General features: G+C 63.2%; 14 protein-coding genes and 1 pseudogene. 10 read left to right on the top strand and 5 right to left on the bottom strand.

The genetic code is table 11. From position 1 onward, the window contains the following. Nucleotides 1-37 precede the first annotated feature (37 nt). Complete coding sequence (locus tag FS787_RS15325; RefSeq protein WP_144673672.1) at nucleotides 38-913, top strand: class I SAM-dependent methyltransferase; 876 nt, start codon at nucleotides 38-40, stop codon at nucleotides 911-913. Nucleotides 914-1,311: 398 nt separating this feature from the next. Here the strand turns inward: FS787_RS15325 and FS787_RS15320 are convergent, their stop codons facing one another. Continuing rightward, complete coding sequence (locus FS787_RS15320) at nucleotides 1,312-2,100, bottom strand: hypothetical protein (RefSeq protein ID WP_144673670.1); 789 nt, start codon at nucleotides 2,098-2,100, stop codon at nucleotides 1,312-1,314. 403 nt (nucleotides 2,101-2,503) lie between these two features. Here FS787_RS15320 and FS787_RS15315 point away from each other — a divergent pair, with 403 nt between their 5' ends. Genes FS787_RS15315 through FS787_RS15305 form a run of 3 tightly spaced genes read left to right on the top strand, consistent with a single transcriptional unit; the run spans nucleotide 2,504 to nucleotide 4,232 of the window. Beyond that, nucleotides 2,504-3,013 (top strand): GNAT family N-acetyltransferase, encoded by a 510-nt coding sequence (locus tag FS787_RS15315; RefSeq protein ID WP_144673668.1) that lies wholly within the window; start codon nucleotides 2,504-2,506, stop codon nucleotides 3,011-3,013. A 22-nt stretch (nucleotides 3,014-3,035) separates the two neighbouring features. Then, on the top strand, nucleotides 3,036-3,527 hold the full coding sequence (locus tag FS787_RS15310) for a GNAT family N-acetyltransferase (protein WP_144673666.1): 492 nt from the start codon (nucleotides 3,036-3,038) through the stop codon (nucleotides 3,525-3,527). A gap of 36 nt (nucleotides 3,528-3,563) precedes the next feature. Beyond that, nucleotides 3,564-4,232 (top strand): AAA family ATPase, encoded by a 669-nt coding sequence (locus FS787_RS15305; RefSeq protein ID WP_222124078.1) that lies wholly within the window; start codon nucleotides 3,564-3,566, stop codon nucleotides 4,230-4,232. An 88-nt stretch (nucleotides 4,233-4,320) separates the two neighbouring features. On the opposite strand, the gene FS787_RS15300 is transcribed toward FS787_RS15305, so the two are convergent. Both FS787_RS15300 and FS787_RS15295 read right to left on the bottom strand, forming a co-directional pair. Then, entirely contained in the window at nucleotides 4,321-4,815 is a 495-nt protein-coding gene (locus tag FS787_RS15300; RefSeq protein WP_260982579.1) for a GNAT family N-acetyltransferase, read from the bottom strand. Nucleotides 4,816-4,868: 53 nt separating this feature from the next. Then, the gene (locus FS787_RS15295) at nucleotides 4,869-5,414 is read right to left on the bottom strand and encodes a hypothetical protein (protein ID WP_144673662.1); all 546 of its coding nucleotides are present in this window, start codon (nucleotides 5,412-5,414) and stop codon (nucleotides 4,869-4,871) included. A 440-nt stretch (nucleotides 5,415-5,854) separates the two neighbouring features. On the opposite strand from FS787_RS15295, the gene FS787_RS15290 reads away from it, so the two are divergent. Both FS787_RS15290 and FS787_RS15285 read left to right on the top strand, forming a co-directional pair. Then, a complete protein-coding gene (locus FS787_RS15290; RefSeq protein ID WP_222124077.1) occupies nucleotides 5,855-6,358 on the top strand; it encodes a toll/interleukin-1 receptor domain-containing protein in 504 nt (167 codons plus the stop codon). A 234-nt stretch (nucleotides 6,359-6,592) separates the two neighbouring features. After that, a pseudogene (locus FS787_RS15285) lies at nucleotides 6,593-7,192 on the top strand (recombinase family protein). Between the two features lie 184 nt (nucleotides 7,193-7,376). Here FS787_RS15285 and FS787_RS15280 read toward each other — a convergent pair. Then, on the bottom strand, nucleotides 7,377-8,090 hold the full coding sequence (locus tag FS787_RS15280) for a response regulator (RefSeq protein WP_144673660.1): 714 nt from the start codon (nucleotides 8,088-8,090) through the stop codon (nucleotides 7,377-7,379). Beyond that, a complete protein-coding gene (locus FS787_RS15275) occupies nucleotides 8,087-9,808 on the bottom strand; it encodes a sensor histidine kinase (RefSeq protein ID WP_144673658.1) in 1,722 nt (573 codons plus the stop codon). The genes FS787_RS15280 and FS787_RS15275 overlap by 4 nt, the downstream gene beginning before the upstream one ends. Nucleotides 9,809-9,943: 135 nt before the next feature. On the opposite strand from FS787_RS15275, the gene FS787_RS15270 reads away from it, so the two are divergent. The 4 genes from FS787_RS15270 (at nucleotide 9,944) to FS787_RS15255 (ending at nucleotide 14,080) form a co-directional block, all read left to right on the top strand. Next, complete coding sequence (locus FS787_RS15270; RefSeq protein ID WP_144673656.1) at nucleotides 9,944-11,311, top strand: cation:dicarboxylate symporter family transporter; 1,368 nt, start codon at nucleotides 9,944-9,946, stop codon at nucleotides 11,309-11,311. 287 nt (nucleotides 11,312-11,598) lie between these two features. Continuing rightward, the gene (locus FS787_RS15265; protein ID WP_144673654.1) at nucleotides 11,599-12,498 is read left to right on the top strand and encodes a ParA family protein; all 900 of its coding nucleotides are present in this window, start codon (nucleotides 11,599-11,601) and stop codon (nucleotides 12,496-12,498) included. An 8-nt stretch (nucleotides 12,499-12,506) separates the two neighbouring features. Then, nucleotides 12,507-13,361: a ScpA family protein gene (locus tag FS787_RS15260; protein WP_144673652.1), complete on the top strand. Its 855-nt coding sequence runs from the start codon at nucleotides 12,507-12,509 to the stop codon at nucleotides 13,359-13,361. Next, nucleotides 13,358-14,080, top strand: a complete 723-nt coding sequence (locus FS787_RS15255) for an SMC-Scp complex subunit ScpB (protein ID WP_395940357.1) — start codon at nucleotides 13,358-13,360, stop codon at nucleotides 14,078-14,080. The genes FS787_RS15260 and FS787_RS15255 overlap by 4 nt, the downstream gene beginning before the upstream one ends. The last annotated feature ends 42 nt before the right edge of the window (nucleotides 14,081-14,122 follow it).

Below are 14,122 nucleotides of genomic sequence, written 5' to 3'. Positions count from 1 at the left end.
CTCAGCCGTGTTGGCCCAGACTTGGCCTGAGGAATGGATGACTAGTCTTGGGGGCGGATATCACTTGACGACCATTGGTACGGACCAACGGGGCACCAGCAACTGGGCCGGCGTTGGCCGCCCATACTCACAGAGCTTTGCGCACTTATGCGCCGGGGCAATCGTGCCGTTGCTGGACGCGACAGAAGCCGTATTAGGCAGATCCGCAGGTTGCCGTTTGGCGGATGTTGGGTGTGGAACCGGTAACCTCACGGCCCGTGCAATCGATCGAGGTGCAGAGGTGACCGGCATCGATCCTGATGCCGAGATGCTCGCCTTAGCCCGCGCAACGGCACCTCATGCAGAACTGCTCTTAGGTGGGGTACCGAACTTGCCCCTCGCCCCAGATACTTTTGATGCAGTTGTGGCAAACTTCGTCGTCAATCACGTCGACGACCCTCGTGCCGCTGTGGCTGACCTCAAGCGAGTCTGCCGACCGGGCGGCGTCGTCGCTGTGACGATGTGGCCCTCTGAACTCTCTGCCATAAATAGGCTCTGGTCAGACGTAGTGGAAGCCAGCGGGGCAGCTGCCCCAGGCCAGCAGAGACTGCCAGAGGATAAGGACTTTGACCGTACCGAACAGGGATTGAATGAATTGCTTGTGGGTGCAGGTCTGGACGAGGTGCAGACGGAGACTCTTGCTTGGGATTTCGCTATCGATGCTGAGGATTTGTGGGCGGGCCCGGCCGGCGGCGTGGGAGGAATCGGCAAAATCGTAACCAGTCAGTCGCCGTCGATGCAGTCCACAATGCGGCACGAATACTTGCGCCTTGTCGCGCCCATGACTAGCGGTGGAAAAGTGGTGTTACCTGCCGTTGCCCTGCTCGGGATTGGGCAGGCACCCCAGCCAGACCGTCTCGGCACTTGCTACTAGCCACCCTCGTCGGGTCCGGTAGAGGATCCGCCCGCGGGCATAGTTGAGCGAAACTCTCCATCACCGGGCGAAGAGGGAGCCACCGAACCAGAAAACCCCGATCACCATATAGAAGAACCCCATAGCTTTAATGGAGCCGACGTCAGCGAACGTGAAGTGCTCCGGCGAGATTCCGCGACCCTCCTTGTAGAGGCGAGACCACGCCGTTGTGGCCCCTGAGACAAGCATCTGGGCGGTCATCTCTTTCAGAACGACGTTTCGATTGATCCTCTGGCGGTGAGCCTTAACAAGTGCCAATAGTGCCCGAAAGAAGCACCATACAGTTGCCAGTGCCGAAACGGATGGCGGGAGGCACAGGTTCACTACTGTTGCTGCCTGGATCAGCTACGCTGCATCCACTATTTCTCCTCAGACCGGTAAAGGTTTTCAATGACCCTCTCGGCGTGGGCTGTTCCGATCCTGGGTTGCATCATTCGTAGTTCCCTAACGGCAGCGGCGTGTCCTTGATTTACGTGGATGGCTCGCAACCAGATGATCTGCATGCCAGTTAGACGCGGCCCTGTCTTGCCCACGTGGTGTTGTTCCAGCATCCGCCAGATGCTTACCCCGGCTTGAACGAGTGCGGTCGTGATAACCCTTGGCGTCCAAGTATCCACACTTAGTGGGGAAGTTAAGTACAGCACCGAAAACCAGACTGCAATGAAAAGAGTTCCTGTACCGAAGCTCTGGATTCGCACCCAGTCCAACAACTTCATCGAGCGAAGCGGCGGAATCTCTAAGAGCGAAGCAGTTTTTGCCGGCCTCACTGAAATGGTCGCCGAGGCAAGAACCAGGATAAACAACCACAGGGCGGGACTGGCGGGATCTCCGATTTCCCGGAGAGCCACGACGAAAGACACGACCACGATTACAGGCAAAATCGCTACAAGGGCATCTGCCGCCTGCGGCCGCATCAGAGCACTGGGGGTTGATCGGCGGTCCCAAAACAGAATGACGAAACCTCGGATAAAGGCCACGACAGCAAGCATTCCAGTCAATGCTGCGACTCTGCCCGGTTCAGGCTCGTTCAACAGCACCGCAGTTCGCCACAGGCCAAGGCCACCCGCAATGACTAAAACCCCACCACCAACGACAGACACCCGCTTCGCATTACGAATCACCCGCACGAACGCCGTTCCTTCCGCCATAACAGCACCCCCTCATGCTGCCTAGCTGAATCCTAGACCGATCATCGTCCCGCATTGAGATCCAGTTGGGGAACGCGCTCAACGGTCTCATTCTGGGCTATTCCCCGACTCTGCGTTTGCGGATCTGCCTCCCTCGCGCCGCACAGCGCGTGCCAGCAGGAGAGTAACCAGGAATAAGACAAGTAAAGGGATTCCATACGTTATCCAAGGAGACCAACCAGTTGCGATGCTGACGAGAGCACCGATAAACGGGATGAGAACGACTCCGATTATCCCGACAATTTTGAATCGTCTTTCTTGAGGCCTCTCCGCGCCGCTCTTCATCGGGCAAACATAGCCCTTGGCTCTGGGTTTTCGTTAGCCGATCCCTCTACGGGGCGCTCGTGGACGGTAGCGTTAGACTATGTCTCTGCTCGTCCGCCCTTCGGTTGGCCTGTATGCGGCGTGGCGAGAAGCGCACGAGGAATGGGGCGACGGCCTCCACGAGGATGGTTTCGGCCTGCTGGACACCGACGATGTTCGTTCTTCAGAGGGATTCCGCGCGTTCGTCGATCGGCTCTCCGCCAAGGAGTCGTCAGCTGGAGACGACGGGGCCACCTTCCGTTGGATCTTCGAGGACGGCGAAGTACTCGGGGGAATCGCTCTGCGTCACGAATCAGCCCGGGACCTGGACGTCTTGGGACACGTAGGCTACGGACTCCGGCCGTCCGCCAGAGGACGCGGGCTTGCCGCTAAGGCACTCCGTGACATGCTCGGCGTGGCCAAGGCCCGCGGTATGAATCGAGTTCTGCTGTCCTGCTTTGTGGATAACGTCCCCTCGGTGAAGACCATAGAACGCTGCGGCGGAGTTCTTGACGGGGTCGTCACGACGAGCCGAGGGAAAGTAGGACGCTACACAATCATGGTCCGATAGCGCCCATGCCTAGAATGCAGGAATGTTGCTAAAGCCCACGGCAGTCGCAGACCTGGATGTCTTCCTGAGCTGGATTCCAGACGAGGCATCCATGGTGATGTGGTCAGGACCTACGTTCTCGTGGCCGCTGGACCGACCCCAATTGGAAAGGTACCTGACCAATGTCAACCGCCAGTACTGGACGGCGATTGACGAAAGCAGCGGGGCGATTGTCGGTCACGGTTCCCTTCTCCTCGATGATGCGCGTGCGTGCCGCCTGGGCTTTGTCATTGTCGATCCAGGTCGGCGGGGAGAGGGGTTGGGGCGGCAGCTGATGGAGCGGTTAGCGGCCGCAGCCTTCGCGGCCAAGTCAGTATCCGAACTGACTTTGGGCGTGTACGCCCAAAACGGGCCTGCGCGGAGACTCTACGAGTCGCTTGGCTTTCAGGGACGTGACGTTGTCATGCGTACCCCAGTGGGTGGCCAGACGTGGGAAGTAATATCAATGAGGAAAAGTCGCGAACAGCAAAACTGAGACTCTCCGGGACCGGGGACGCATTGTGGGTTGGGAATGTCCACACTCGTCTGCACGACCCACTACATGTGCGTAGGGGGAACCCTGAACGGGCGCCCTAACCATCTATTCTCGGACACGAGCTTTGTCACCCGCCGATCTCGTGTGGGTGAAGATATCGTCGGCGACATGATGATTTGGATCAACGGAACCTTCGGGGTGGGAAAAACAACTGCCGGCCAGGCACTGGTGGAAACGCAGCCTGGTCTGCGGCTGTTTGACCCCGAAGCTGTCGGCTACATGCTTATGCACAGTCTGAAGGACCAAGCCTTCAGCGATTTTCAGGATCTGCCGGCCTGGCGGGCTCTGGTTCCAGCTACAGCTTTCGAAATTCGTCGGCATACCGGACAACACCTGGTGGCGGTCCAGACCGTGTTGCGGCAGGACTATTGGGCAGAACTGAAAGCGAGTTTCAGTGAACTGGACGATCAAGTGGTCCACATAGTGCTGGACGCGGACGAGGCTACCCTCCGAAATCGAATTGAGAACGACCAGGTCGAGTTGTCCGGCAGACAATGGAGACTGGATCACCTCGAAAAGTATGCAGCAGCCCGGAAATGGATGATCAAAGAAGCTGACCTCGTCATCGACACGTCTCGACTAGCGGCGGAGGATGTAGTTTCCCGAATCGCCGACGCTATCCGCGCGGAACTACCTGTCCGCTAACCCTCTGCGGGACGCCTCACGATTACGAAGCGGACTCTGCTGCGACACTCCGGCTGAGCAGAAACGAACACCAACAGCCAAGATGCGGTCAAGGTCGCGTTGTCGCGTAGAGCAGCATGTCGCGCCGGGTGCCACCAATCTCCTGGTGGCTGCGGAGCAGGCCCTCACGCTGGAAACCAGACGCCTCGGCAACACGGCTTGAGTTGCTGTTCCACGGCTCGATGTACAGCTCGATCCGGTGCAGAGTGGGGATGGTCCAAGTGAACGCGGTCAGTGCCTTCAACGCGCTGCTGGCGATCCCGCGGCCGCGGTGCGCGGGGGCAACCGAGTAGCCGATCGTCGCGCGGCCGGCCGGCATATTCTGAAGCCACAGTCCGATGGCACCGACGGCGTTGTACGACTCGGCATCGGCGATGGCGAAGGACAGCCCTTTTCCTTCGGTGAACCGGCCGCGCTGCCGGTGGATCCACTCCAGGGCCTGCTGTTTTGTTGGGAGTGCGGGAAGGCTACCAATGAGAGGGATGTAAGGATCGTCCCCAAGCTCGAAGGCCAGATGTACGTCGTCGTCAGTGAACTCGCGCAAAACGACTGAATCGTGGGTCGGTGGTGTGGTCGGCCAGGACGGTAAATGCTCAGTCATACGGCACCGGGCTGAGTTAGAGCGGGCGGCGGCGGAAGCTGAAAGATGAACCGGTCATCGGGGGACCAAGTGTGCTCGTCGTCGCATCGGTAGCCGCGCAGCCACGCTTGACCGTCTACCACGCGAAGATAGAAGCCTTTCGGATACTCGTCGTCCTTGCTAAGCGCTTCGGCGGCCACTGTGAGGCCGCCATCGGGTGCGCCACCCGAAGACATCACTGTGTCGCGAGACGCGACCTGCTGGTTCAGAGCCATGCGCAAATAGGGTGCAGTATCCACTGGGCACAGGAACAAGCCCTGTTGCTGTGCAACCTCGAAGATCTGAGTAAGCGTCGCCCCACTGGGAAGCCCTAGTTCGGCGACCGTCCGCTCCGTGACCACCACAGGACGAGATGCCTGGTCGTCGAAGATGACGTCCTCGATCAGGGTTTCCGCGTGACCGTTGACCAGGATGCCACGCGAACTCAGGCTGTCTATGAGTTGGCGTCGGGAAAGCCCTCCGACGCTTACTTCGAGTCGTTCGACGCGAGGGCTCTCTGGCATGAGTCTCCTTGAAGCGAGTGTCTGCTACAGGCTGGTGCCCAACTCTACGGGGGACGGGATCGCCGCGCGCACTGAAGCACAGCCAACGGGCTGCTCAGCTGCACGCCGGCGCACCCGCAACCCGATCGGCTTGCGGGCACCGACGGGGCGATTGCTGCACTCGGTGTCGTAGGTCTGCAGTACCATCAGCGCATGGCTCAATGCACAGCTCCAAGAGATGGCCACCGCACTGCAAGCGGTCGGGCTAACTGCCCTGCATGCTCGTCCGGCTATGGGCGTTCGTCATACTCGCCGTCTCGGTCGTACCCCTCCTACCCCACACCGGCCGCGCCTGTGCGTAGGAGCGGGAGCCTGTCGGGCAGTAGCGGGGGCGGGGACGTGGTGTCGCCCGCCCGACTTGGCAGCCCAGCGGGTCGACTGCCTCGTACACGGAGCAGCAGGTGCGCGATCTAGAGTCTGTCCGCGCCGCGACGGTCTTACGGACTCAGGCGAATGACGTGTTCCTCTGTCATGCCTGGCCCGACCGTCAAGCAGCCGCGAATGACGTTTACGAGTTGCTTCTCGGAGAAAACGTGTCTGTGTGGTTCAGTGAAGTGAGCCTGAGACCTGGCACGGACATGCGAGTAGCCATCGACCGTGGATTGGTGAGTTCGCGCATGGGGATCGTGCTGGTGACGCCCGCCATGCTCGACAAGCTGCGTACAGACCGCAGCATTGCGAGCAACGAGCTCAGCGCTCTGCTGCGCCGGAGCCTCTTAGTACCAGTCATGCACGGGGTAACGTTCGAGGAGCTCGACCAGGTCACCCCGACACTCGCGTCGCGTGGTGGATTCAGCACGGCCGAAGAGCCCATGGAAGACATCGTCGTGAAGATTGCCGAGCTCGTCGGAATCGTTACGGAGGAAGAGGCTGACGAACTCAGCATGAAGTCGGCCGCCAAGTAGCGCTGAGTAGCAAACCTCCACGACGCGTCGATGGCCCAACCAGGGACAACCCGATGAACCAGCGCCAACGCTAGCCGGCCGGTTAACGACATCAGCGGCTGGCCCGTTAGCCGGTTCTCCACCGGTCGCACACACCGCTGAACTGCACCATTGCGAGCTGCGGTCCATCGGCGTCCCGTAAGACCTGTCCGGTGAAGCGACCGGTGACGGGGCATGATATGACACACTTTTTCCATGTCTGAAATACTGGTCGGCTACGCGCGAGTGTCCACCGAGACGCAAGACCTCACTGCGCAGCGGGATGCCCTGGCTGCCCTCGGCGTTGAGCTCGATCGAAGTTATGTTGACCACGGCTTTACTGGCACAAATAAGAACCGCGCCGGACTTCGCGAAGCCCTGGCCGCGTGCCGGGCGGGAGATACGTTCGTCGTCACGAAACTGGACCGTTTGGCCCGTTCCGTCCGGGATGCCCACGAATTGCAGATAACCTCGCTAACCGCGGAATCAAAACTCAGCATTGGGGGCTCCGTCCATGACCCAGTTGACCCGATGGGCAAGCTGCTGTTCAACGTGTTGGCGATGATCTCCGAGTTCGAAGCCGACCTCATCCGCATGCGCACCCGTGAAGGAATGAAGGTTGCCAAGGCCAAGGGCCGGCTACGAGGGAAACAGCCGAAACTCACCGTCAAACAGGAAAACCACCTCCTCGAACTGCACGCCGCAGGACACTAGAGCAAGGCAGAGCTGGCCGAGCTGTTTAGCGTCGGTCGCTCCACTGTGAACCGGGCAATTGAACGCGGGCAACGCAGGGCGGCCGAAGCCATGCGCCCCTAGGAGTCATTGTGCACAGGAGCACTGAGCGAGCGGTGCGAAGCGTGCAGGGAAGTACTGAAAATTCAACGCTCAATACTGCCCTGCACAACCTTTGGAAACACGCGGGACGCTGTGCAGGCGAGTCCTGCAAATGAGAGGCAGTTGATGTGGCGGTGTCCGTCGATACCGAGGAAGGTGCGTCCGTTTAGTTTCGCCTCCAGCGGTATTCGTTCTCCGGCCGGCCGGGCGCGCCGTAGCGTGCCGTCCGGGACACCGTGCCGGCGTCGGCGAGGTATTCCAGGTAGCGCCGGGCGGTGACCCGGGACATGCCCAGGGCATCCATGACCTCGCTGGCAGATACGGCCCCGGACTGTTGCTTCATGAAGTCCTGCACCGAATCCAGCGTGGACGCGGCCAGCCCCTTGGGCAGCGGCAGCTCGGAGGGCGCCCGCAGGCTCGCGAAGGCCTGGTCCACATCGCTCTGGGACGCACCGGGGCCGGCCTGGCCGGCGGCGGGGGAGGCCAGCTGCTCCCGGAAGAGCCGGTAGCTGGCGAGCTTGTCCGCGAACGTCGCGAAGGTGAACGGCTTGATCAGGTACTGGACCACCCCGGTGGCCACCGCGCTGCGGACAATATTCAGTTCCCGGACGGCCGTGATGGCGATGATGTCCGCGAACAGCCCGGCGGCCCGCATCCGCCGCGCGATGTCCAGCCCGTGCAGATCCGGCAGGTTCATGTCCAGCAGAACCAGCTCCACCGGCGTGCCCGCCGCCGCGAAGTCCGTCATCAGCCGGAGCGCGGACTGACCGTCGGGGGCCGAACCGGCCAACGTGAATCCCTCCAGCCGGCCGATGTAGGCGGCGTGGGCTGCCGCGGCGATGGGCTCGTCTTCGACGACGAGTACACGGATGTCACTCATTGCTGTCCCTCGGTGGTCAGTGATGTCGCCGGTGGTGCGGCCGTTAACCCCGCCGGCGACGTTGGCAGCGTGACCCGGAACAGTGCTCCGGCCGGGCTGGTGATTGTCATGGTACCGCCGAGCCGCTGCACCGCCTGGCGGACCAGTGCCAGGCCAAGGCCCCGCCCGAACGGTCCCGGAGATTTGGTGCTGAAGCCGTGCCGGAAGATGTCATCCACGGCCTGCGGATCGATCCCCGGCCCGCTGTCCTCCACCGTGATCTCCAGGGCGCCGGGGGCAGGTTCCACCGTGAGCTCCACGAGTCGCGGCGCGGGTGCCTCGGCCGCGGCGTCGATCGCGTTGTCCAGGAGGTTGCCCAGGATGGCCACAAGGTCCTGCACCGCCAGCCCGGTCACTGGAGCGGGCCCGTGCCCGTTCCCGCCGGTGTTGAGGGTCAACTCGACGCCCCGCTCGTGGGCCTCGGCCGCCTTGCCCATGATGAGGGCGCCCAGCACCGGCTCCTCGATGGAGCTCACCAGGTCATCGGTCAGCCGCTGGCTGAGCTCAAGGTCCTGGGTGGCGAAGTCCAGGGCTTCCGTGCCCCGTCCCAGTTCCATCAGGGAGACGATCGTATGCAGCCGGTTGGCGTGCTCGTGGGTCTGGGCGCGCAGGGCATCGGAGAGCGTGCGCATGGTCTCCAGTTCGCTGCCGAGGGACTCGATTTCCGTGCGGTCGCGGATCGTGGCGACGGTCCCGTAGACGGCCGCGCCGGTGCGTCCGGCGGCGGAGCCGGGCCCGACGGCGGGTCCCTGGTTCACCACGAGGATCCGCGAGCCCGTCAGGTGGATCTCGTCGAGCGCGGTCCGGCCCGACTCGAACAGCTCCCTGAGGCTGGGGGCCAGCGGGAGGTCCGCGAGCGACGGCGCCTCCTGCCGGCCGCCGTCGGCCGCCGTACCGTCGCGGCCGGCAGCCGGATCTCCGCCGTCAGACGTGCGGGGAGCGAGGCCCAGCAGTTCGGCGGCCTGGTCGTTGTACATCACCACCTTGCCCTTGGGATCGATCAGGATGACGCCTTCGCGGACCGAGTGGAGGACCGATTCGTAATAGGCGAAGAGCTGGGCGAGCTGCTCCGGACCCCAGCCCCGGGTGACCTGCCGGAGGTACCGTCCCAGCAGCCAGGACGCCGCCGATCCGCCCGCAAGCAGGGCCAGCCCGATGGCCAGCAGCGCCGGCAGCCTGCCGGAGACGGCGATGTCCACCGTGCGGACCGTTACCCCGGCCGCGACGAGGGCCCGCACCGTGCCGTCCGCGTCCTTGACCGGGGCAATGGTGCGGACGGAGGGGCCCAGGGTGCCGGCCGTGATCTCCGTGAAGACCTGGCCGTCCAGGGCGGCGTCGATGGACCCGATGTAGGGCTTGCCGAGTTCCTCGTCCTTGGGATGGGTCCACCGGGTGCGGTCCGGCGCCATGATCGTGATGAAGTCCGCGTCCGCGTCCGCCATGACCTTCAGGGCGTACGGCTGCAGGAGGGGCGTGGGATTCGCGGCGCCGGCCGCGTCCAGTACAAGCGGGTTGTCCGCCATGGTGGTCGCGACGGCGGCCATCCGCCGGCCGGCCTCGTCATAGGCCTGGTCGCGGGCGTCAACGAACGTGGCCGTGCCGACGATGGCGGTCAGGGCCAGCATGAACAGCAGATGGGCCACAAACAGCCGTCGGGCGATGCTCCAGCGGTGGATCATCAACACCTTCCATGACCAATATGAACGCAAGGGTGATGCGCGTCACTCCATCCCCAATGATGGTGGAACACGCAGAACGGACGCGACAGGCCCACAGCCTGGGCCGCCGACTTCCAGCCTACTAAGGAGAACACCATGGCCTCTCAACGAGGAGAGTCAGCGGCACTGGCCGCGGCGCCGGTCAAAAAGCGCAAGGGGCTCGACAAGTCCCATTACCTGTACATCGCGGTCATCGCCGCCGTCATCCTCGGCGCACTGGTGGGGCTGCTCTTCCCCGAGTTCGCCAAATCCCTGAAGCCCCTCGGTGACGGGTTCATCAAACTCATCAAGATGATGATCGGCCCGGTCATCTTCTGCACCATCGTGCTGGGCATCGGTTCGATCGCCAAGGCGGCCACTGTCGGCAAGGTCGGCGGGCTGGCACTGGGCTACTTCATGGTCATGTCCACCTTCGCGCTGGCCATCGGCCTCGTGGTCGGCAACCTGATCCACCCGGGCGAGGGCCTCAAGCTGGCCCCCTACGATCCGAGCAAGAAGGCCGCCACGGACAGCACCGTCGACTTCCTGCTGGGTATCATCCCCGGCGACATCCCGGTCCTGCCGACCCTGCTCGCCGCGCTCTTGGTGGGCTTCGCCCTCCAGCAGATGGGCCCGCAGGGCGCCCCGATCCTCAAGGCCGTCGGCTACGGCCAGGCCCTCGTCTTCCGCATCCTGGTCATGATCATGTGGCTGGCCCCGATCGGAGCGTTCGGTGCGATTGCCGCCGTCGTCGGTGCCACCGGCATGCAGGCCATCCTCAGCATGGCCACCCTGATGGGTGCGTTCTACGTCACCTGCGCCCTGTTCATCGTGGTGATCCTGGGCGGCCTCCTCAAGATCGTCGCCGGCGTCAACATCTTCCGGCTGATGAAGTACCTGGGCCGCGAGTACCTGCTGATCTTCTCCACCTCATCCTCCGAGGCCGCCCTGCCGCGCCTGATTGCGAAGATGGAACACCTGGGCGTGTCCAAGCCGGTCGTCGGCGTCACTGTCCCCACCGGCTACTCCTTCAACCTTGACGGCACCGCCATCTACCTGACCATGGCGTCCCTGTTCGTCGCCAACGCCATGGGCACGCCGCTGGACCTCGGCGCTCAGGTGTCGTTGCTGATCTTCATGATCATTGCCTCCAAGGGCGCTGCCGGTGTCACCGGCGCCGGACTGGCCACCCTCGCTGCCGGACTCCAGGCCCACAAGCCGGAACTGCTCGGCGGAGTCGGCATGATCGTCGGAATCGACCGCTTTATGTCCGAGGCCCGCGCCCTGACCAACTTCACCGGAAACGCCGTCGCCACCGTGCTGATCGGCACCTGGGTCAAGGAGATCGACGGCGGACGCGTGGAGCGGGTCCTCGCGGGCAGCGAACCCTTCGACGAGCAGACGATGATCGCCGGACATGGTGTGCACGAGACAGCCCCCGAGGCTGCCACCGAGCCGGCCCGACCGGTCCTGGCGAACGCCTGATTCGCAGGACGGCCCAAGACAAACCGCCCGGACGCCCCCAAGGGTCCGGGCGGTTTCTCGTGCCCGCATGGCAACCTTCGACTTCTACCAGAAGGTTGAGGCTCAAATATTGGCCGCTGTCAAGGTCCGCGGAATACCGTGTCGGGCGCTGTAACCTTGGGAGGAATAAGATCTGCGCTGGAGGTTCAGCGCAGATCAAAAAGCAGGTAGATCAAAGCAGGCAGAGAAATCACGCAGGCAGAATATCAAGCACCACCATCACCGTCATCGAAAGTGTGGATAGATACGTGAGCAGCGAACAGGGTTCAGCAACTCTGGAAGGCACCGAACTCGATCTGGAAGACGCCGTTATGGGCCCCACCGGGCGCCCTCAACGCGACTTTCCGGAGCCCGCGCCGCTGTCATCCCACGGCCCCGCGCGGGTCATCGCCATGGTCAACCAGAAGGGCGGAGTGGGTAAAACCACCTCCACCATTAACCTGGCTGCCGCGCTGGCCGAATACGGCCGCCGGGTGCTCCTCGTCGATTTCGACCCCCAGGGCGCGCTCTCCGCAGGCCTCGGCATCAATCCCCACGAACTGGACCTCACGGTCTACAACGTGCTGATGGACCGCAAGGTGAACATCCGCGACGCCATCCACAAGACCGGCGTCGAGAACGTGGACCTGCTCCCGGCCAACATCGACCTCTCCGCCGCGGAAGTCCAGCTCGTCAACGAGGTTGCCCGCGAGCAGGTGCTGGACCGCGCCCTCAAGAAAGTCGAGGACGATTACGACGTCGTCCTGATCGACTGCCAGCCCTCCCTCGGCCTGCTCACCGTCAATGCGCTGACCGCCGCCCACGGCGTCATCATCCCGCTCATCTGCGAGTTCTTCGCCCTGCGCGCCGTCGCGCTGCTGGTGGAGACCATCGACAAGGTCCAGGACCGGCTGAACCCCCGGCTCCAGGTCGACGGCGTCCTGGCCACGATGTACGACGCCCGCACCCTGCACAGCCGCGAAGTGATCTCCCGACTGGTGGAGGCCTTCGGCGACAAGGTCTTCGAGACCGTGATCAAGCGGTCCATCAAGTTCGCTGATGCCAGCGTCGCGGCCGAGCCCATCACCAGCTACGCCGGCAACCACATCGGCGCCGACGCCTACCGCAACCTGGCCAAAGAGCTCATTTCGCGCGGCGGCGCGCCCTAGCCAGGACCGTGACGGTTACAGGGACCCCCACAGCGCAGCCGGAGTCGTCGCCGCCCGCGAAAAAACCCGGATTCGAGGTCCGGCTTGCCAACTTCACCGGCCCCTTCGATCTCCTGCTCGGCCTGATTTCCAAGCACCAGCTGGACATCACCGAGGTGGCGCTGTCCACCGTCACCGACGAATTCATCAAATACATCAAAGGCCTGCAGAAACTGGGCGAGGAGTGGGCTCTTGATGAGGCCAGCGAATTCCTCGTCATCGCCGCCACCCTGCTGGACCTCAAGGCAGCCCGGCTCTTGCCGGCCGGCGAGGTGGAGGACGAGGAAGATATCGCCCTGCTGGAGGCCCGTGACCTCCTCTTCGCCCGGCTCCTGCAGTACAAGGCGTTCAAGCAGGTGGCGGGCATGATGGGTTCCACCCTCGAGCTCGAGGCCGCGCGGTATCCCCGGCAGGTCGCGCTGGAAGGCCACTTCGCGGCACTTCTGCCGGAGCTCCTGTGGCGGCACACCCCGCAGCAGTTCGCCGCCCTCGCCGAGGCCGCCCTCAAACCCAAGGAGGCCGCACCCACCGAGGTGGGCCTCGCCCACCTGCACGGCACCCCCGTCAGCGTCAAGGAACAGGCCGAACTGCTGGGGCACCGGCTGCAGCTTGCCGGACCGCTGACCTTCCGGGCATTGATCGCCGACGCCGAATCCACCCTCGTCGTTGTGGCGCGCTTCCTGGCGCTGCTGGAGATGTTCCGGGACAAGGCAGTGGGCTTTGAGCAGGTGCTCCCGCTGGGGGACCTGACTGTCCGCTGGACCGCCGACGGCGAAGCCTGGAGCAGCGCGAACCTGAGTGAAGAATACGAGGAGCAGCCGTGAACGAAGCATCCGACGCCGCACCCGACACCGGTCCCGGCATCACCGGTCCTGACACCACAGGCCCGGCCGACGTCGGAAGCCTCCCCGGCGGCGGTGAGTTTCCCGGGAGCGCCCGGGCAGCCCTCGAGGCGGTCCTGATGGTGATCGACCAGCCGGCGACGGCGGCCGAGCTCGCCGCCGGGTTGGACCTGACCGTCGACGTCGTCGAGGACCTGCTTGCGGAACTGCAGCGGGAGTATAACGGCTATACTGTTAATGCCCCGGATGTGGACGATGCCAGTTTCGCTATCAAGACTGCTGGCTTTCGTGCCGCCCCCCGGGGTTTTGAATTGCGGAATATCGCCGGAGGCTGGCGGATCTATTCACGCGCGGAGTTCGCCGACATTGTCGGCAAGTTCGTGCTGGAGGGACAGACAGCCAGGCTGACGCAGGCGGCGCTCGAAACGCTCGCCGTCATCGCTTACCGCCAGCCCGTATCAAGGGCGCGGGTGTCTGCAATTCGAGGAGTCAACGTTGACTCTGTCGTGCGGACGCTGACGCAGCGGGGGTTGATCGAGGACTCAGGAAATGATCCGGAGTCCGGGGCCATCCTGTACCGCACGACGTCGTATTTCCTCGAAAGAATGGGAATCGGCTCGGTGGCGGAACTACCGCAACTTTCACCCCATCTTCCGGGGCTGGAAGGCATCGAAGAGTACTACGACGCAGGAAGAATGTAGACATAATTGGTGCGGGTGCAACAACCCGCACACGAGTATCCA

Source organism: Arthrobacter sp. U41, from assembly GCF_007679325.1.
Taxonomy (GTDB): Bacteria; Actinomycetota; Actinomycetes; order Actinomycetales; family Micrococcaceae; genus Arthrobacter.
The sequence above is the reverse complement of the archived record's forward strand: the minus strand, read 5'-3'. Positions and strand labels throughout refer to the sequence as shown.

Coding starts and splice junctions, on each gene's coding strand:
- FS787_RS15325 (WP_144673672.1), top strand. CDS start 38: ATGACTAGTCTTGGGGGCGGATATCACTTGACGACCATTGGTACGGAC.
- FS787_RS15320 (WP_144673670.1), bottom strand. CDS start 2,100: ATGGCGGAAGGAACGGCGTTCGTGCGGGTGATTCGTAATGCGAAGCGG.
- FS787_RS15315 (WP_144673668.1), top strand. CDS start 2,504: ATGTCTCTGCTCGTCCGCCCTTCGGTTGGCCTGTATGCGGCGTGGCGA.
- FS787_RS15310 (WP_144673666.1), top strand. CDS start 3,036: ATGTTGCTAAAGCCCACGGCAGTCGCAGACCTGGATGTCTTCCTGAGC.
- FS787_RS15305 (WP_222124078.1), top strand. CDS start 3,564: ATGTCCACACTCGTCTGCACGACCCACTACATGTGCGTAGGGGGAACC.
- FS787_RS15295 (WP_144673662.1), bottom strand. CDS start 5,414: ATGCCAGAGAGCCCTCGCGTCGAACGACTCGAAGTAAGCGTCGGAGGG.
- FS787_RS15280 (WP_144673660.1), bottom strand. CDS start 8,090: ATGAGTGACATCCGTGTACTCGTCGTCGAAGACGAGCCCATCGCCGCG.
- FS787_RS15275 (WP_144673658.1), bottom strand. CDS start 9,808: ATGATCCACCGCTGGAGCATCGCCCGACGGCTGTTTGTGGCCCATCTG.
- FS787_RS15270 (WP_144673656.1), top strand. CDS start 9,944: ATGGCCTCTCAACGAGGAGAGTCAGCGGCACTGGCCGCGGCGCCGGTC.